Source organism: Shewanella decolorationis, assembly GCF_004354305.1.
Classification (GTDB): Bacteria; Pseudomonadota; Gammaproteobacteria; order Enterobacterales; family Shewanellaceae; genus Shewanella; species Shewanella decolorationis.
In genome coordinates this window covers 3,867,522-3,885,900 of the sequence record NZ_CP037898.1, presented here as the reverse complement: position 1 = coordinate 3,885,900, position 18,379 = coordinate 3,867,522, and the positions used below count along the sequence as shown (strand labels likewise).

The window sequence follows — 18,379 nt, the reverse complement described above, 5'->3', positions numbered from 1 at the left end:
TCATTGTAGGTTGGAATGGGTTTGCAGACCAGCCCATTAGGTTGCTTTGGTATAGACCTTGTTTTGCCGCAAAAAATCTCAGCAAAGCACCTACTTTATCTTTGGGCGGTTAGCTCAAGCTTAACGGCGATATTGGCAGCGATAGTGATCGTCTTGGTTTGGCCCTTCGGCGCCGCATTTGAGGCATTGCCACTCCAGCTGACGGGCGCTGAGTTCATCGGTCTGATAGCTTGCCGCTTTGTCGGGGCGGTTGCCAATCAGGGTCTCGAGTTGTGACATGCGGGCATTGAGCCAGCGACAACTAGGGTCGTTAGCGACCCTCTCTCGGCTGGCGAGTTGTTGCTTGCGGCTCTGCTTTTTCTTCTTCGATGACGTCGACTTTGCCTTATGGGTATTTGTTTTCGCAGGCATATTGTCAGTGTCTATCACGGGAGATTGGTAATCTAAGGCGCTTTGTTGAGCCGGGAGCGGAAGCGGTTTCCCTTCACTGTCGAGTAAGGTTCCTAAAGGTAGGGGCTCAGTTGTGGTCGGTTTGGATAATGCTTCTAATTCTGGCTCGGCCGCAAATGATAATAAGCCATAAAATATCAATAAGATAAATGCGTTAGACAGCCATTTTATATGATGCGTTAACATTCCCTGTTCCTCGCTTAATTTGAGTCGTTCCATCGACTTCTTGAGTGTAGTTAGAGCAGGGAGAGTTTGCCAAACGCAGAGGCGTGCTTAAAAACTTAGAAGTTGATATTGAAATGGATACCCGCATAGGTTTGATCCTGCGAGCTAAAATCGCCATTGGTGGCCGCTTCTTGCTCAATATCGTTCTGGGCAATGCTGTGGCTAATATGGCCACTGAGACTCATATTATCGGCCAGAACATAATTGGCCTCCAAACCAAATTGGAGGTGATTACGGCCATTGTGTTCTTCTGTTCGATATTTAAAATCAAGCCCTTGGGTTATATAAGGTGCGAGAGTAAAGCTTTCACTCAGTTGCCAATAACTGTGCAGACTCAGCTCGACAAAATAGCCGGCAGCCTCGGTGGAATACACATAATTTACCGAGGGGACTAACCAAGGGGCGGCGGTGTAGGCTAATTCTGCGAACAGTTCGTTATCCTGGCAGCGACTGCTGCTATAACCTTCAATCCGCTGATAACCCAGATTCGCCTCTAAGTGTTCGCTGAGGTTTAATGCGTATTCGAGACCAATATTCCACTCGGTATAAGCTTGGCTATCGCCGCGTCCGACTAGGGCGTAGGTGGTGAGATTACCGTATTGAACGCTAGCATTTAGCCAATAAATTCCGCCCTCGGCCAGATTGTTACGTCCTTGGGACACATATTTGCTATCCCAACCTAAGTCTAGATTCGCGGCCCAAGGTGCTGTGGTTGTTGCGGGTAATACGCCGCTTGATACACCTTCGGTTTGCACTAAGCTCTCGTTCGCCAAGCATGTGTGACTCAAGCAAATGACGCTAATCACACCGACGGCACTAAGGATGGGATGAAGTGAAGCTGCCATATTTAAGCCAATCTAATAAAAGATGCGGAATATGTGCAGATATTAACTCAAGCGAATATGATCGTTAATGAGAATGGATTCGATTTGCGATCAGCTCGTCAAGATTGAGTAAGTAAATTTGGTGTAAATCTTAATTGTGAACTTGTTCGCTTTTTTCTTTGTGGAATACGGCTAGGTGTATCTGCGAAGGGGGCAATCGGTTTTCTCGCCTTGATAAATAGCAGATAAGCCCTTATTTATTAGCTACACAGATTGTAGAGGAACCATTATGAGCAACCCTTTGCTTAACGGCGCAAAATTACCGCTTTTTTCCCAGATTAAACCTGAACACATTCAAGTTGCCGTTGAGCAGGCCATTGCTCAGTGTCGTGCCAAGATTGATGAAGTGCTGCAAAACCCTGGGCCTTTTACCTGGGATAACTTAGTCGCCCCGCTCGAGCAAGTGGATGACGAGTTAAGCCAGATTTGGTCGCCTGTCTCCCATATGAACTCAGTGGTGAGCACAGATGAATGGCGCGCCGCCCATGATGCTTGTTTGCCGCTGCTATCCGAATACGGCACTTACGTTGGCCAACACCAAGGGCTGTATCAGGCCTATAAATCCCTGCGTGCATCGGCAGACTTTGACCAATTGAGCCAAGCACAACAGATGGTGATTGAGCACAGCTTACGGGACTTCGAGCTTTCGGGTATCGGCTTAGACGATGGGCAAAAAGTGCGTTATGGCGAAATCGTTAAGCGTCTTTCTGAACTTACCAGCGGCTTTTCCAATCAATTACTGGATGCAACCCAAGCGTGGACTAAGTTAATTACCGATGAGGCCGAACTTGCTGGCTTGCCAGATTCTGCCAAAGCAGCAGCGAAAGCAATGGCCGAGGCGCGCGAACTAGAAGGTTGGTTATTTACCTTAGATTTCCCTTCCTATTTACCCGTGATGACCTACAGCGAAAACCGTAATCTGCGTGAAGAATGTTATCGTGCCTTTGTGACTCGCGCATCGGATCAAGGCCCGAATGCGGGTGAATTTGATAACGGTCCTTTGATGGATGAAATCCTCGCGCTGCGCCATGAACTGGCACAGTTGTTAGGCTTTGATAGCTTTGCCGAAAAATCACTCGCCACTAAAATGGCTGAAACGCCCGCGCAGGTGATGGCTTTCTTAAATGAATTGGCACTGCGTTCTAAGGATCAAGCTAAGGCCGAATTAGCCGAGTTAAAAGCCTTTGCGCAGGAACAATATGGCGTGACTGAAATGGCTTCTTGGGACTTAAGTTTTTATGCCGAGAAGTTACAGCAACATAAGTATGAGATTTCTCAAGAGTTGCTGCGCCCTTACTTCCCTGAAGATAAAGTGCTATCTGGCTTGTTTTACACTGTCTCACGTCTCTTTGGTTTGAAGATTGTTGAGCAAACCGAGTTCGACCGTTGGCATAAAGACGTGCGTTTCTTCGATATTTTTGACGAAACAGGCGAGCACAGAGGCAGCTTCTATTTAGACCTATACGCCCGCACAGGTAAACGCGGCGGCGCTTGGATGGATGATTGCCGAGTGCGTCGCCACACGCCTAATGGTCTGCAAAAGCCCGTGGCTTATCTCACCTGTAACTTTAATGGCCCAGTGGATGGCAAACCGGCACTCTTCACCCACGATGAAGTGACGACCCTGTTCCACGAATTTGGCCATGGCATTCACCATATGCTGACCAAAATCGACGTGGCAGGTGTGTCAGGTATCAACGGTGTGCCTTGGGATGCAGTCGAATTGCCTAGCCAGTTTATGGAAAACTGGTGCTGGCAAGAAGAAGCCTTAGCGGAGATCTCCGGTCACTACGAAACCGGTGAGCCTTTGCCAAAAGCCATGTTAGACAAGATGTTAGCGGCGAAAAACTTCCAATCAGGCATGATGATGTTACGCCAGCTGGAGTTTTCACTGTTCGATTTTAGACTGCACCACGAATTTGACCCAGCTAAAGGGGCGCGTATTCAAGAAACCTTGGATGAAGTCCGTCGTCAGGTAGCCGTGTTAATTCCGCCTTCATTTAACCGCTTCCAACATGGTTTTGCGCATATTTTTGCGGGCGGTTATGCCGCGGGTTACTACAGCTACAAGTGGGCAGAAGTGCTGTCGGCGGATGCGTTTTCTCGCTTCGAAGAGGAAGGTATCTTCAATCCTGACACGGGCCGTAGCTTCTTGCACAATATCCTCGAAATGGGCGGTTCAGCCGAGCCTATGGACTTGTTCAAACAGTTTATGGGCCGCGAGCCGAGTATCGATGCGCTGCTGCGCCACTCTGGGATTGCAGCTTAAGCCAGACTCAATAGGAATGCTTGAGCATAAAAAGGCGCTATTTGGCGCCTTTTTTGTGAGCTAGATCTCGCTTGCCCTCTGGTATGACCTCTGTTAGCCTGTGGCTCTTCTTTTTAGGGCGACTGCATATGAATCTGTATTTCCGTTTGTTTTGGTTGTTATTTTGGCGCACGCGTCACTGCCGTAAGATTGATTTTTTGGGCACAAGCCGCATTACTTACCGGGCATTACCTAGCGATTGCGATATCAACTTCCACCTGACCAACTCCCGCTATCCGGCGTTTATGGATCTGGCGCGTACCTATATGTTGGCCGAAATGGGGCTGTTAAAGCGTTTCCTCAAATTGAAGTGGATGCCAATTGTTAACGCCGCCGAATTTACCTATATCCGCGATATCAAGCCCCTGAAAAAGTTTGAGATTGAAACCAAGGTCGTGGGCTGGGATGAGAAATATTTTTATATTGAACAACGCTTTGTGAGCGAGCGCGGTTTGCACTGTATCGTGCATGTGCGTGGTGTGTTTGTTTGTAAAGGTAAGCAAGTCCCGCTGGATGTGTTGGTTAAAGAGGCGGGTTATACCGATCCGGCTCCTGAATTGCCGCCTGAAGTGGTTAAATGGAAAGCGTTTTTACAGTTGAAGAAAGAGCGCAACCTTTAGTTGTGTTTGCGTTAGGGAATACTCCTGATACCTGTGTATTCCTCCATTTCGGCGAGCAGTACTTCTTCCAGCACTAGCATCCAGGCGCCGCGTAGTTGCGCCTGCTGCCAGTAACGCACGAGTTCATCTAAATCCAGTAGGTTTAAGTGGGCAAAACTGTAGCTTAAACAGGGGATAAGTGCGCAATCGGCCAAGGTAAAACTATCACCACACACCCAGTGATTTTGGCTAAGGTGGGCATCCAAGCGCTGAAATTGGATAAACATCTGCTTTTCTATCTGCTTGATTTCAAATTCATTGCCTTCGGGCAAAATCTTCAACTTTTCTAATTGAAATAGTGGGTTATTGATATCGTTATCAATAATGCGATCAAATAAGCGTACTGCTAAGTTGCGTTCTGGCTCTGCGGGTAGCAGCTCTGTGCTGTTGCTAAAATGCCTATCTAAATATTCGATAATAATGCTGGATTCGGGGATGAGTTGGCCTTCTTGGGTCTTAAGCAGTGGCAATTTTGCGGGTGGATAAAACTGTTGGAATGTTTGGCGAGCAAATGGGTCGCGCAGATCGGTGATCCGCGGATAGAAGTTAGCTTGTTTCTCATAGAGAGCGATTAGCACCTTCTGTGAATATCGCGATAACGGATGATAGAAAAGCTCCATAGGTGCCGACCCCATAACCACTGCATTTTTTGACTCTACGCCTTAACTTTAGTCGGTATCAAGGCGCTTGCTGTGGGAATTTTCTTTAAAAGTAGCTGAAGTGGCGTAAAAGTGGTTTGCCATGCGGAATGATCTATTCCCGCTAAAATTCGGTACTATTAACGCTTCAAAAAATCAGTGAAATATAGACAATCAAAGGTAACAGTATGAGTCAGTTAGAAAGTTTCTCATCCATCTATGCCAGAGCGAGTGAGCGTAAGGGCGGCGCCAAGGGACTCGAAGCATTGTTGCCGGGCTGTCTTACCAGTGCTGAGATTCGCCAGTATGATGATGCTGAGCTGCTCTCTGCTATGAGTCGGCAGGTATTTCAGAGTGGCTTTGTCTGGCGTGTGGTCGATAATAAGTGGCCCGCCTATGAGCAGTCTTTCTTCAATTTTGTGCCTGAAAAGGTGTTGATGCTGTCGCCCGAACAGATCCAAGCCCGCGCCGCGGATGCGACCTTAATTCGCCATTTAAAGAAGACCCAAGCGATTTATGACAATGCGCTGATGATCCATGATATCGCCCGCAAACATGGTAGCTTGGCTAAGCTGATTGCCGACTGGCCAACCGAAGATATCGTCGGACTCTGGGCGTTATTGAAAAAACGCGGATCTCGTCTCGGCGGTAATACTGGGCCGTATTTCTTACGTGGAATCGGTAAGGACACCTTTTTGTTAACCGATGATGTGCAAGGCTATTTTAAGGCGCACAAGCTGGTGGATGCCGGTTTTAGCTCGCAAACGGCGCTAAAGCAGGTGCAGGCTGCCTTCAATCAATGGCAGCAAGAGTCGGGTCGTTGTCTTGCGGATATCAGCCGCGTCTTAGCCTGTAGCGTGGGTGATAATCGTATTTAGATAAAAAATGACCAGCCAAATTGGCTGGTCAAGGCTCGATATATCAAGCAATTGGAGTACTGCAGGGAAGCAGTGGGATGAACGGGTAAGTCACATAACGATTAAAAGCTTTTACTGATCCCAATGACGACTCTGTCATCGAAGATTTGAGTTTGAGTGCCATAGACCTTATGGTCACTGTCCACTGTGCTGCCGTGGTAGCGCAGGTCGAAGTTGAGGCCGTAGTATGCTTTACTTAAGCCGATGTTCCAGTGACCCCACCCTTCGGCGCCATCACCCGTGAGGTCTTGATAACCCACAGAGGCTGAGATTTTTACACCATTGTCAAAGCTATAGCTTGGGTGCAAGGCATAGTTAACGCCATGCCAGCCATCGACACCAAACCAATCATCCACTGTCGGGGTGACTTCGAGTTGCAGATTTGCACGGCCAAATTGTTTACCCACTTTTAACCATAACTCGGTGTAGTTGGAGTAGGATGCACCTGGGTAGAGGTATGAAAACAGCATCACATCATAGGTAAAACCTGAGTCGCCAAATTCCCCCGCTTTACCAATAAAAGGTGCAGTCACTATCTCTAAGTTAGGGTCGGCAAATTTGATGTTGGAGCTAAATACCCCTGCATACCAGCCTTGGTTGTGATTCCAACTCAGAGTGCCTTGTACCACAGGAATATCGCCGTCTAAGGTCTCTGATTCACCACGAAACACATAGTCAGATGCAAAGTTAAGGTTGCCGTTAATAGTGCCGCCAAAGAGTTGATTATCTTCGGCGCCGTGGGAGCTTGCCGCCAAAGAAAGCAATGCTCCTGTCAGCAAAAATTTAGTACGAGTCTTCATAATCATCATCTCAAAGTATTGGGAATTGTTAGCGCACCTTTATCGTAAAAATAAGTTGTGAATAGCGCTGCAGCATGGGATGAACCAATGACGAAAAGATATGAATGAATGTGAACAAGCGGCAAAATAACCGAGTTTGCTGATGATGTGGTGATTTAATTAATAAAAATACGTTTTTTGGGAAGCAGAGTTTCATTAAATGGGGTGTAAAAAGCCATTTCTGATTTGCCCCCAATTAAGCTTGGTCATAAAATGTCGCGTCCAAAGGTTTGAATGTCTCTCATTTTTTCTGATGCAAATCAGCATTTACACAAAACTTGAATTATTTCGGTACATCAAGCGTATTAATTGTTTTGGCTGTTTATGACACGCATTAACACCCGTATTGTTTCGCCTCAAATAGCGAATAGATGAATGTTACATGCGTAAAATCTGATAAATGAGAGACAACGCGGGATATTTATCCATTGAATGTTTACCTCCAGTAAGTTTATAGCTATTCGTGTTGCCAAACATATTTGCAACATTTTAGATATAGAGTAGGCTGAATAAGTGATTTGTACTGTATAACGCTAACAACCTTATCCACAGTTAACATACTTCTTAAATAGGATCACAATTCCACTAATAAGGTATTCGTAAAGGTGTGAATATTTTCATTAGTTTACACTTTTGTTTGTTTATCTTTGTTGTTGATCCTTATAGGGTATGCGATAAGTATCAGATTTGATTTTGGTTATAATTACGGCCGTGACTCACCTTCCGAGAGTGTGAAAAACGGTAGCGTTAATATTTAAAGGAGTTCTCATGCGGCAGACAATTAAACTTGCCTCAGTAATCAGCGTGGCGTTGTGGATGGCAGCTTGTAGCCCTCAAGAAGAGAAGGCCGCTCATGCAGGCGCTGGGCCGCAGAGCATGGAAGTTGGCGTGATCAAAGTCGTTGCAAAGCCACAGATGATTCAAGTCGAATTACCTGGCCGAAGCAAAGCATTCCTCGAGGCGGAAGTGCGCCCTCAAGTGAGTGGTATCATCACCAAACGTAGCTTTGTTGAAGGTGGAAACGTTAAGCAAGGCGAATCTCTTTATCAAATTGACTCAGCCACTTACAAAGCGGCTTTAGTCAGTGCAAATGCTGATTTAGCTCGAGCTAATGCCAGTCTTGCCTCTGCCAAGGCGAAAGCGGCTCGTTACCAGCAGCTAGTTAAAACTAATGCGATCAGTAAGCAAGATTTCGATGAAGCCGAAGCTGCTTACAAAGAAGCGCTGGCCAGTGTGACTGTGGCAGAAGCGGCGATTAATACAGCAAAAATCAATCTTCAATATACCGAAGTGTTAGCGCCAATTTCTGGCCGTATTGGTAAATCGAGTGTGACTGCGGGTGCGTTGGTAACCGCAAACCAAAGCCAGACGTTAGCAACTATTCAACAGCTTGATCCTATCAATGTGGATATCGCGCAATCGAGCGCTCAGCTGTTGCGCCTAAAAGCCAAGTTGAAGCAAGGAAAATTGCAGGCGGCAGATAACGCTGACGTACAGTTAGTACTTGAGGATGGGTCAATTTATGCCCATACAGGCAAACTACAATTTGCCGAAGTGAGCGTGGATCAAAACACTGGCTCAGTGATCTTACGTGCTGAATTCCCGAACCCTGAGGGGATTTTATTACCGGGTATGTATGTACGTGCAATGTTAAATGCTGGCACAGATCCTCAAGCGATTCTTGTTCCACAAAAGGCGATTACCCGTAACTCTAAGGGTGAGGCTGTGGCTATGGTCGTGAATGCACAGGGACAAGTAGAAGCTAAAATTGTGACAACAGCTGAGGTGATAGATCATCAGTGGCGCGTGACTTCAGGTCTTGCCGTAGGTGATCAGTTGATTGTGGAAGGATTACAAAAAATCCGTCCAGGTGCGCCAGTCACTCCCAAAGTTATTTCAGAAACCCAAGCACAATAGGGCATAGCTATGGCACGTTTTTTTATTGATCGCCCCATCTTTGCGTGGGTGATCGCCTTAATCATTATGTTGGCGGGGGTGCTTTCTATTCGCTCCTTGCCCGTTTCACAGTATCCCAGCATTGCACCGCCAACCGTGGTGATCAGTGCAAACTATCCTGGTGCATCGGCCAAAATTGTTGAAGACTCAGTGACTCAGGTGATTGAGCAACGTATGAAAGGCATTGACCACTTACGTTATATCGCCTCGACCAGTGATAGCTTTGGTAACGCGTCTATTACCTTAACTTTTAACGCTGAAGCCGATCCTGATATTGCTCAGGTTCAGGTTCAGAACAAGTTACAAGGTGCGATGACCCTGTTGCCGCAAGAAGTTCAGGCTCAAGGGGTTAACGTTAACAAGTCAAGTTCTGGCTTCTTAATGGTTTTGGGTTTCGTATCGACAGATGGTTCCTTAGATAAAGGCGACATTGCCGACTATGTGGGTGCTAACGTACAGGACCCAATGAGCCGTGTGCCAGGTGTTGGTGAAATTCAGCTGTTCGGTGCCCAATATGCGATGCGCATATGGTTAGATCCGCTGAAGTTGACCCAGTATAACTTGACCAGCTTAGATGTTATCTCGGCGATTCGTGCGCAAAACGCGCAGGTATCAGCGGGTCAACTGGGGGGAACACCTTCTATTCAAGGTCAAGAACTCAACGCGACTGTTTCTGCCCAAAGCCGTTTGCAGACGCCAGAGGAGTTCCGCAAAATCATTCTGAAGTCAGATACTTCGGGTGCGAATGTTTTCCTCGGTGATGTGGCGCGAGTTGAGTTAGGTTCCGAAAGTTATGCGGTTGTATCGTTATACAATGGTAAACCTGCAACGGGTTTAGCGATTAAATTAGCGACGGGTGCTAACGCTCTTGATACTGCAGAAGCGGTTCGAGCAAAAATTGATGAGATGAAGCCTTTCTTCCCACAAGGGTTAGATGTGGTTTATCCCTATGACACCACACCCTTCGTTGAAAAATCGATTGAAGGCGTGGTTCACACCCTGCTAGAAGCGATCGTACTGGTGTTCGTCATCATGTATCTCTTCCTGCAAAACTTCCGTGCAACCTTAATTCCAACGATTGCTGTACCTGTGGTATTGCTGGGTACCTTTGCGATTTTGTCGGCGACGGGCTTCTCCATCAACACCCTCACCATGTTCGCTATGGTGCTGGCCATTGGTCTGCTCGTGGACGACGCCATTGTGGTGGTCGAAAACGTTGAGCGGGTGATGTCTGAAGAGGGGTTAAGTCCGCTCGAAGCGACTCGTAAATCGATGGATCAAATCACTGGTGCCTTAGTCGGTATTGGTCTGACGCTGTCTGCGGTATTCGTACCTATGGCATTTATGTCTGGCTCAACAGGGGTTATTTATCGTCAGTTCTCTATCACTATCGTATCTGCGATGGCGCTGTCAGTACTGGTGGCTTTGATCTTAACGCCTGCGCTTTGTGCGACCATGCTAAAACCTGTCAAGAAAGGTCATGGCCATATTGAAACGGGCTTCTTTGGCTGGTTTAACCGTAACTTCGATCGTTTGACTAATCGTTATGAGTCAAGTGTGGCTGGCATAGTAAAGCGTGGCTTTAGGGTCATGATGATCTATGTGGCGTTAGTGGTTGCGGTTGGTTGGATCTTCATGCGTATGCCGACGGCATTCTTGCCCGATGAAGACCAAGGTATTTTGTTTACTCAGGCGATTTTGCCGACTAACTCGACACAGGAAAGCACGCTTAAAGTGCTGGAGAAAGTATCAGATCACTTTATGGCTGAAGAAGGCGTAAGGTCGGTATTTAGTGTTGCGGGCTTCAGCTTTGCGGGTCAAGGCCAAAACATGGGTATTGCCTTCGTTGGCTTGAAGGATTGGTCAGAGCGTGAAGCACCAGGTATGGATGTGCAATCTATTGCCGGTCGCGCCATGGGAGCCTTTAGTCAAATTAAAGATGCCTTTGTGTTCGCCTTTGTACCACCTGCGGTAATCGAACTGGGTACAGCAAACGGTTTTGACATGTACCTGCAAGATAAAAACGGTCAAGGCCACGATAAGCTGGTTGCCGCGCGTAACCAATTGCTTGGAATGGCGGGGCAGAATCCAAACCTAGTGGGCGTTCGTCCTAACGGTCAGGAAGATGCACCAATTTATCAACTGCATATAGATCATGCCAAACTGAGTGCCTTAGGTATTGAAATTGCTAACGTTAACAGCGTGTTAGCAACTGCGTGGGGTGGCTCGTATGTCAACGACTTTATCGACCGTGGTCGCGTGAAGAAAGTTTACGTACAGGGTGATGCGCAATACCGTATGCAACCTGAAGACTTAGACACTTGGTATGTACGAAATAACAAGGGTGACATGGTGCCATTCTCTGCCTTTGCGACAGGGTCTTGGGAATACGGCTCACCGCGTCTAGAGCGTTTTAACGGTTTACCTGCGGTGAACATTCAAGGTGCAACGGCTCCTGGGTTCAGTACTGGTGCGGCGATGAACATCATGGAGGACTTAGTTAAACAACTGCCTCCAGGCTTTGGTATCGAGTGGAACGGCTTATCCTATGAGGAACGTTTATCGGGTAACCAAGCGCCAGCGCTGTATGCGCTGTCGATTCTGGTAGTATTCCTCGTACTCGCAGCATTGTATGAGAGCTGGTCAGTACCGTTTGCGGTAATCCTAGTGGTTCCGCTAGGTATTATCGGTGCTCTGCTGGCGATGAATGGTCGTGGCTTACCAAACGACGTGTTCTTCCAGGTGGGCCTGTTAACGACGGTTGGTTTGGCGACGAAGAACGCCATCTTGATTGTGGAATTTGCCAAAGAATTCTATGAAAAAGGTGCAGGTCTTATCGAGGCGACCCTACATGCGGTACGTGTGCGTTTGCGTCCAATTTTGATGACGTCACTCGCCTTCGGTCTGGGTGTTGTACCGTTAGCGATTAGTACGGGTGTAGGTTCTGGTAGCCAGAACGCTATCGGTACTGGGGTACTCGGCGGTATGATGAGTTCGACCTTCTTAGGTATCTTCTTCGTGCCGTTGTTCTTCGTGATTGTGGAACGTATCTTCAGTAAGCGTGAGAAGAAAGGCAAAGAAGAAAAGCCGAGCTCGGCTGAGTAATCTAATCTAGCACTATTGAAGCCCTGCAGATGCAGGGCTTTTTGTTGGGTAAGAGAATCGTCACAAGGACGGATAGCCACCACTAGCCAATTCAGGCATATTGAAGGAATCATAATGAATGATGGGGAGCTGGGTATGTCGGCACAGGAACTGGCTGCATTGGATAAAGCCTTTGCCAAGGGAAAGTGGTTTTTTATCCTAGTGGTTGGCGTGTTGTCTTGGGGTTGTATGACTTCACTCGTGGTCGCAGCGATTCATTATTTGACCTCCGACACATCCTTTTGGGGCGAGTTAGCTCGGGCACTCTATATTTATCCTGCGACGGGTATTTTATTTGGTTGGTTTGCTTGGGTGCAGCTGCAACGTAAAAGAGATAGACTGCGCGCCGAACATTATCAGCCGCATAATCAATAACAGTGTGTTGGCTTGAGGAGCAAAATAGTGTCATCGGTTAGCCACCTTATCACTAAGCAACTTATTGTCGCCGTGGTTTGCTATTGTGTCGCTGTAGGCATAGCGGCCTACAGTATATTTGAGTTTTATCTTGAACAACTTGCCGTTCCCGAACTTACCCGTAGCTTGGCTGTGGTGGTTTTTTTTATTGGCATGGGGCTCGACCCTAATATGTTTTTTACTCCCCTCAACCAAGTGATGACTCAAGCTGAGGATAAATCGCCTAAGGCAAAGTTACAGACTGTGGTGTTTAATCTGGGGGTTTTCTTGCTGATCTGTAGTTTTTTAATGGAATGGCTGTATGACTGATGCAGTTCATCCCAGCTAGGATTGGGACATCAAAAGGGCGTCGAGCTTAGCTTCGACGCCCTTTCTGTTAGGGATGGAGTTAAACTCCGGCTTAAGGCGTGTAGTAAGTGGCTGCGCCCGGTCCCACTGGCAGACCAAAACCAAACACCCACAGGAAGAAGAACGCCGTCCAGCCAACGAAAAATACTAAGGTGTACGGCAGCATAGTGGCGATAAGCGTGCCTATGCCGAGGTTTTTCTGGTAACGGCAAGCTACGGCTAAAATTAATCCAAAATAACTCATCATAGGCGTGACTAGGTTAGTCACTGAGTCGCCAATACGGTAGGCCGCTTGAATGGTTTCAGGCGCATAGCCGACTAACATCAGCATAGGTACAAAAATCGGTGCGGTAATGGCCCACTGGGCCGAGGCGCTGCCCAGCATCAAGTTGATAAAGCCACAGAGCATAATAAAAAACAGGAACAGGATTGGCCCTGTTAAACCAATGGATTGTAGGGCATCGGCACCCAGCACGGCTAACACGGCGCCCAGATTACTCCAGTTAAAGAAGGCCACAAATTGCGCCGCAAAAAACACCAGTACGATATACAATCCCATAGTGCTCATGCTGTGCGACATGGCATTGATAACGTCTTTATCGTTTTTAATGCTGCCAACGACCTTGCCGTAGACAAAACCTGGGATCGCAAAACAGATAAAGATAAAGGCGACAATACCCTTTAGGAAGGGGGAACCCGAGACCAGACCGGTTTTAGGATCGCGCAGTGGCGCACCCTCTGGCACGACGGACAGCGCAAGGATTAACGCTAACACCAGCATAGATAATCCCGCCCACTTGAGGCCGCGTTTTTCCAACTCAGTGACATTACCCATGGATTGATGCACGGTTTCATCGGCATCATCGCCTTGATACTTACCTAATTTCGGTTCGACAATTTTCTCGGTTACAAAGGCGCCGAGGAAAGTGATCACAAAGGTCGAGACAAACATAAAGTACCAGTTAACCTCGGGGCCGACGTTGTACTCAGGATCGATCATCCGCGCCGCCGCCTCAGTAATACCCGATAACAATGGGTCAACAGTACCAAGCAATAGGTTAGCGCTGTAGCCCCCTGATACCCCTGCAAATGCCGCAGCAAGACCCGCAGGGGATGGCGACCTAAGGAGTGGAAGATCATCGCCGCCATGGGAATTAATACCACATACCCAAGCTCAGCTGCTGTGTTCGACATAATGCCAGCAAACACGATAGTCACAGTTACTAATCGCTTAGATGCACCCATAACGAGTGCTCGCATCGCCGCGGATAACAGCCCAGAACGTTCGGCGATACCCACACCCAGTAGGGCGACCAGCACAGTGCCTAGGGGCGTAAAGCCGGTGAAGTTAGTGACTAAGTTGGACACTATCATCCGCAAGCCTTCGGCATTCATCAGGCTGACGACATGGATAAGTCCATCGGCGCCACGGCCGTGGGCACCCTCTGGGCGCGGATCAGTCACCGTTAATCCAAAGTAACCCGCAATGCCAGACACCAAGATCACGGCGACACAGAACAGGGCGAACAAGGTAATAGGATGGGGGAGTAGGTTCCCTAAGCGTTCGACAATATTAAGAAAACGGACAAACCAGCCGCGAGAACTGATGTCGTTAGACTGTGATGGATTGACGGGAGTATCGTTGGATTTCGAGCTCATTCTCTTGCCTCTGTCGACCTTTGCTAGCGCATTCTTTACCCGGGAGCAGAATCGATGCGGCGTACTTGGTAGAGCTATGTCTGGCCCAAGTGGTTGGATTAACGCTAAGGTGAAAGTTAAAAAATTGGCCGAAAAGTATGATGGTTAAGCTTTAATTGAAACTTAAATGTTGCAACTGCGGATGAGCAGCGGATTTTGGGAGAATTAGGGATAAAAAAATGGACCCACTAGGAGTCCAGTATTCACGAGCAAAAAGGTTGCTCTTAACGTTGTGCAAATACAGTATAGTGCATTTTTTCTGTATCCAAGCTGAATAATCGCTATTCACGATTTTATTGTTTAATGCTCTGACCAGAGTCGGTAAAGCTAATATTTCATTGCGTTAGCTAACGCTTTAGATGAAATTCTTAGCCATTTATGGTTAGCTGTACCTGTTAAGAGTAAGAATAAACCCTAAGGATGGAAGATGGACAAACTGTTATTAGGATTAGCGCTGATTTTTATCGTCACCTATCTTTGGTACGTCAGTCTAGTCAAAAAGCGCAATACCGCCCTTGAAGCCCTGTCAGGAATCGATGTGCAGTTAGCCAAGCGTGCCGATCTTGTACCCAATATCCTCAAAATCGCTAAGCGATTTATGGATCATGAAAAGTCATTACTCACTGAAATCACCGAGCTGCGCACCCAATTAACCCGTAATTACAACAAGACCGATCCCAATGCGGTTAAAGAGCATATCGCGCAAGCCGAGAAGCTTAACGATAAAATGGGAGCCTTGATGGTAAGCGTTGAAAGCTACCCTGAGCTCAAGTCGGACAATACTATGCTCGAGGCGATGCAAACCTATAACGAGGTCGAAGCCCATATCTCTGCTGCCCGCCGTTTCTATAATTCGGCGGTATCTGAGTTAAATACCGCCGTTGAGATTTTCCCCGGGTCGATTATTGCATCGATGGCAAACATTAAGGTGATGCCATTCTACGAGGTGAATGAAGCCTCTAAAGCGCCGATAGACGCGGCGGATTATTTGTAATCCTTCAATATTTGTGGAGCCAAGATTGGCTCCACATACATATGAACTCAATGAATATATTCAGCTTTATCTTAGGCAGCCCCATCAAGGCTCAGCGGCAGGCGGTAACCTTGTTGGCTGAACCTTCGGATAAGGCGTCACTTCAGCATTATTACGATACACACCTTGCACCGCTCGCCGCTCGCTATGAAACCAAGCGCGTCAACAGCCTTAAGGCAACACGCAAACGCCTATCTCTGAGTTTGGTGATAGTCGCGGGTCTCGCGCTGTTAGCGCTATTGGGGCATAGCCGTGGGATCATGCTGTTTCCATTACCTTTAATTGGATTGTTGGTATTAGGTTTTTGGAGTTTTGAGCCGACTAGGCAGTTTACCCGTCAGGTGCAGCGAGATATTTATCCCATCATGTTTAAGTATTTTGGTGAGGATTTTATTTATAACCGCGAGATACGCCTCGATATGAATCGCCTCACCGCGGCTAAAGTGCTGCCAGATTACGATAAGGCGAGTTTTGGTGATTATATCCAAGGCCAATACAAGGGTGTTGATTTGGTTGTTAATGAGTTAACCCTGACCAAAGATGTGCGAGTTGATGAGTGGCACGGCAATAAACGCAGAACCGTGACCCGCACTGAGACCCCCTTTCGCGGTACTGTTGTTGAGCTAAGTAGTCATAAGCGTTTTGTTGGCCATACCGTGGTTTTAAAGGATCGCGGTGGGCTGGCAAACTTCTTATCCGATAGCCATTCAGGGTTGCAAAGGGTGAAGCTGGAAGATCCCTTGTTCGAAAAAGAATTCGATGTGTTTTCAACGGATCAAATTGAAGCTCGATATTTGCTCAATACCGCCTTTATGGAACGTTTGCAGCAACTGGCGAGGTATTTCGATGATGATATTCAATGCGCCTTCTTTCGCAACCGTTTGCTTTTGTTCTTGCCCAATCGTCGCAGTCGTTTCCAAAATCGCTCCATCTTCGACAGCGCTAATTTTTCAGCAGAGTTTAGTCAGTTAAACCGTGAGATGAAGCAACTCTTTGCTATTATTGAAGTACTTAAACTCAACGAACATACGGGACTTTGATGCCAGCAACGCACTCTTCACCACTTTGCCTTAAGTCGATAGCCATAGCTAGCCTTAGTTTGTGCTTGGCTTGGGGAAGTGTTGCGGCCGCGTTTGCCGAAGAAGCCAAGCCTAAGCCGCGCATTGTGGCCCGTTATTCTGAAAGCGGTATTGTGAGCAATGTAGGGCAAGAAAAAGTCAAAGTTTATCAATATCAACAGGCCAATGGCGTCACGGCTTTTACCGATAAAGCGCCGACCACCAATGAGTATCAAATCCTGCTCTATGACTGCTTTGCCTGTCGCCCCGATTCCAAAATTGACTGGAATGGCATTCAGTTGTTTACCCGCAATTACGATAGTTTGATCAGCCGTGCGGCCCATAAACATCAGTTAGACCCTGCACTTATCCGCGCCGTTATCCATGCCGAATCGGCCTTTAATGCCAGAGCCTTGTCGCGTACTGGCGCAATGGGGTTGATGCAATTAATGCCCGAAACCGCCAAAGAGATGGGCGTGACCAATGCCTTTTTACCGGAGGAGAATATTCTCGGCGGCAGTAAGTATTTGGCGCAAATGCTAAAACAGTTCAATGGTGATATTGCATTGGCCTGCGCGGCCTACAATGCTGGGCCAACCACTGTGACTCAATACAACGGTATTCCTCCCTATCCAGAAACCCAAGCCTATGTTGAGCGGGTGCAAATTCTGCTAAAGCGTTATCGAAGCGCCAAAGTCTAGCGGCACTGCCACTCTCTATTTAACCTGAACTCGGGGTAACGAGTGTCGAAAAGATGCCTATTCAGTGTCTCTACTTATCCCGAGCTTAGGTTATTTCATGCTGAAAAAACAAAAGCAGCGGACCTAGGAGGTGACGCTGCTCTGCTGCATACGTTGATGACGCAATAGGATTTGCTTATTCGCCGACTTCCCATTTAACGATGACATTGCCATCCGCTTGGCCTAAGTTTTTGCTGAGATAGTCGAGCATTTCGGTCGCGATTTCATCCAGTTGCCAAGGTGGGTTAATCACCCATAGTCCTGCGGCTGTCATGCCAAATTCATTGGAGTCAGGTTTGATTGCCTGCTCGATACGTAGCTGGCGCTTAATGCCGCTGCAAGCTAAGCGGGAAAGCATTTCTTCCGTCTGCGCGCGGTTGACAACAGGATACCAGAGCATAAATACGCCCGTGGCAAAGCGTTTGTGCGCCTTGATTAAGGTCTCTGCAACCGTTTGATAGTCGGTCTTAATCTCATAACTGGGGTCGACAAGTACCAGTGCGCGGCGCTCTAGTGGCGGTACCGCAGCAATTAATCCTTTTAGGCCATCGCCCTTGATGACTTTTACCTGCTTATCCTGCTCGAAATACTCATCCAGCAGCAGATGATCGGTACCGTGCAATTCGTGCAGCAGCATACGATCCTTCGGCCCCAGCTCCATATCGATAATGGCGGGGGAGCCTGGGTAGAAGTTGAGCTCTTCTGGACTATCTTCGTTAAAGTGGCGCACTGCATCCACATAATCCTGTAGGGATTTTGGCAGATCGGTTTTATCCCAGAGCTTGGCTACGCCTTCGAGGTATTCACCCGTTTTCTGAGCAAACTCATCCGTTAACGCATAACCACCCGCACCCGCATGGGTATCGATATAGACTAAAGGTTTGTCTTTCTTATGCATTAACTGCAAGGTTTGCAGCAAGATAGCGTGTTTCAGCACATCGGCATAATTGCCGGCGTGATAACCGTGGCGGTAACTTAACATGGGGGATCCTAGTTATTTGCAAACAAAGCAAAGGGAGGCAAATGCGTGTTGCTAATTATACCTAGGATGCCCTAATGCGTAAAACG

At 47.5% G+C, this 18,379-nt stretch carries 15 protein-coding genes and 1 pseudogene; 10 read left to right on the top strand and 6 right to left on the bottom strand.

The window, feature by feature from the left end:
• Window positions 1–120 precede the first annotated feature (120 nt).
• Both EYR25_RS17335 and EYR25_RS17330 read right to left on the bottom strand, forming a co-directional pair.
• Complete coding sequence (locus tag EYR25_RS17335) at window positions 121–636, bottom strand: hypothetical protein (protein WP_133181764.1); 516 nt, start codon at window positions 634–636, stop codon at window positions 121–123.
• Window positions 637–731: 95 nt separating this feature from the next.
• On the bottom strand, window positions 732–1,520 hold the full coding sequence (locus EYR25_RS17330) for a hypothetical protein (protein WP_133181762.1): 789 nt from the start codon (window positions 1,518–1,520) through the stop codon (window positions 732–734).
• 268 nt (window positions 1,521–1,788) lie between these two features.
• On the opposite strand from EYR25_RS17330, the gene prlC reads away from it, so the two are divergent.
• The gene (prlC, locus tag EYR25_RS17325) at window positions 1,789–3,828 is read left to right on the top strand and encodes an oligopeptidase A (protein ID WP_133181759.1); all 2,040 of its coding nucleotides are present in this window, start codon (window positions 1,789–1,791) and stop codon (window positions 3,826–3,828) included.
• Between the two features lie 128 nt (window positions 3,829–3,956).
• Window positions 3,957–4,487 (top strand): thioesterase family protein, encoded by a 531-nt coding sequence (locus EYR25_RS17320; RefSeq protein WP_023266146.1) that lies wholly within the window; start codon window positions 3,957–3,959, stop codon window positions 4,485–4,487.
• An 11-nt stretch (window positions 4,488–4,498) separates the two neighbouring features.
• On the opposite strand, the gene EYR25_RS17315 is transcribed toward EYR25_RS17320, so the two are convergent.
• Window positions 4,499–5,146: a glutathione S-transferase family protein gene (locus EYR25_RS17315; protein ID WP_023266145.1), complete on the bottom strand. Its 648-nt coding sequence runs from the start codon at window positions 5,144–5,146 to the stop codon at window positions 4,499–4,501.
• Window positions 5,147–5,352: 206 nt separating this feature from the next.
• On the opposite strand from EYR25_RS17315, the gene EYR25_RS17310 reads away from it, so the two are divergent.
• Window positions 5,353–6,042 carry a DNA-3-methyladenine glycosylase I gene (locus EYR25_RS17310; protein WP_133181757.1) on the top strand — a complete coding sequence of 230 codons (690 nt, stop codon included), beginning with the start codon at window positions 5,353–5,355 and terminating at the stop codon, window positions 6,040–6,042.
• A gap of 101 nt (window positions 6,043–6,143) precedes the next feature.
• Here EYR25_RS17310 and EYR25_RS17305 read toward each other — a convergent pair whose 3' ends face one another.
• Entirely contained in the window at window positions 6,144–6,890 is a 747-nt protein-coding gene (locus tag EYR25_RS17305) for a TorF family putative porin (protein ID WP_086902476.1), read from the bottom strand.
• A 798-nt stretch (window positions 6,891–7,688) separates the two neighbouring features.
• On the opposite strand from EYR25_RS17305, the gene EYR25_RS17300 reads away from it, so the two are divergent.
• The 4 genes from EYR25_RS17300 (at window position 7,689) to EYR25_RS17285 (ending at window position 12,743) form a co-directional block, all read left to right on the top strand.
• Window positions 7,689–8,837: an efflux RND transporter periplasmic adaptor subunit gene (locus tag EYR25_RS17300; RefSeq protein ID WP_133181755.1), complete on the top strand. Its 1,149-nt coding sequence runs from the start codon at window positions 7,689–7,691 to the stop codon at window positions 8,835–8,837.
• 9 nt (window positions 8,838–8,846) lie between these two features.
• Entirely contained in the window at window positions 8,847–11,981 is a 3,135-nt protein-coding gene (locus EYR25_RS17295) for an efflux RND transporter permease subunit (protein WP_133181752.1), read from the top strand.
• Between the two features lie 114 nt (window positions 11,982–12,095).
• Window positions 12,096–12,395 carry a hypothetical protein gene (locus EYR25_RS17290; protein ID WP_133181750.1) on the top strand — a complete coding sequence of 100 codons (300 nt, stop codon included), beginning with the start codon at window positions 12,096–12,098 and terminating at the stop codon, window positions 12,393–12,395.
• Window positions 12,396–12,422: 27 nt separating this feature from the next.
• Window positions 12,423–12,743 carry a hypothetical protein gene (locus EYR25_RS17285; RefSeq protein WP_243729907.1) on the top strand — a complete coding sequence of 107 codons (321 nt, stop codon included), beginning with the start codon at window positions 12,423–12,425 and terminating at the stop codon, window positions 12,741–12,743.
• 91 nt (window positions 12,744–12,834) lie between these two features.
• On the opposite strand, the pseudogene EYR25_RS17280 reads toward EYR25_RS17285, so the two are convergent.
• Window positions 12,835–14,441 (bottom strand): annotated as a pseudogene (locus EYR25_RS17280) (AbgT family transporter).
• Window positions 14,442–14,907: 466 nt separating this feature from the next.
• Between EYR25_RS17280 and EYR25_RS17275 the strand changes: the two are divergent.
• The 3 genes from EYR25_RS17275 to EYR25_RS17265 are packed head-to-tail and all read left to right on the top strand — an operon-like array spanning window position 14,908 to window position 17,272.
• On the top strand, window positions 14,908–15,474 hold the full coding sequence (locus tag EYR25_RS17275) for a LemA family protein (protein WP_011624553.1): 567 nt from the start codon (window positions 14,908–14,910) through the stop codon (window positions 15,472–15,474).
• 50 nt (window positions 15,475–15,524) lie between these two features.
• Complete coding sequence (locus EYR25_RS17270) at window positions 15,525–16,553, top strand: DUF3137 domain-containing protein (RefSeq protein WP_133181748.1); 1,029 nt, start codon at window positions 15,525–15,527, stop codon at window positions 16,551–16,553.
• Window positions 16,553–17,272: a lytic transglycosylase domain-containing protein gene (locus EYR25_RS17265; RefSeq protein WP_088212814.1), complete on the top strand. Its 720-nt coding sequence runs from the start codon at window positions 16,553–16,555 to the stop codon at window positions 17,270–17,272. Before EYR25_RS17270 ends, EYR25_RS17265 begins: the two co-directional genes overlap by 1 nt.
• Before the next feature lie 175 nt (window positions 17,273–17,447).
• On the opposite strand, the gene EYR25_RS17260 is transcribed toward EYR25_RS17265, so the two are convergent.
• Complete coding sequence (locus EYR25_RS17260; RefSeq protein ID WP_133181745.1) at window positions 17,448–18,293, bottom strand: 23S rRNA (adenine(2030)-N(6))-methyltransferase RlmJ; 846 nt, start codon at window positions 18,291–18,293, stop codon at window positions 17,448–17,450.
• Window positions 18,294–18,379 lie beyond the last annotated feature (86 nt).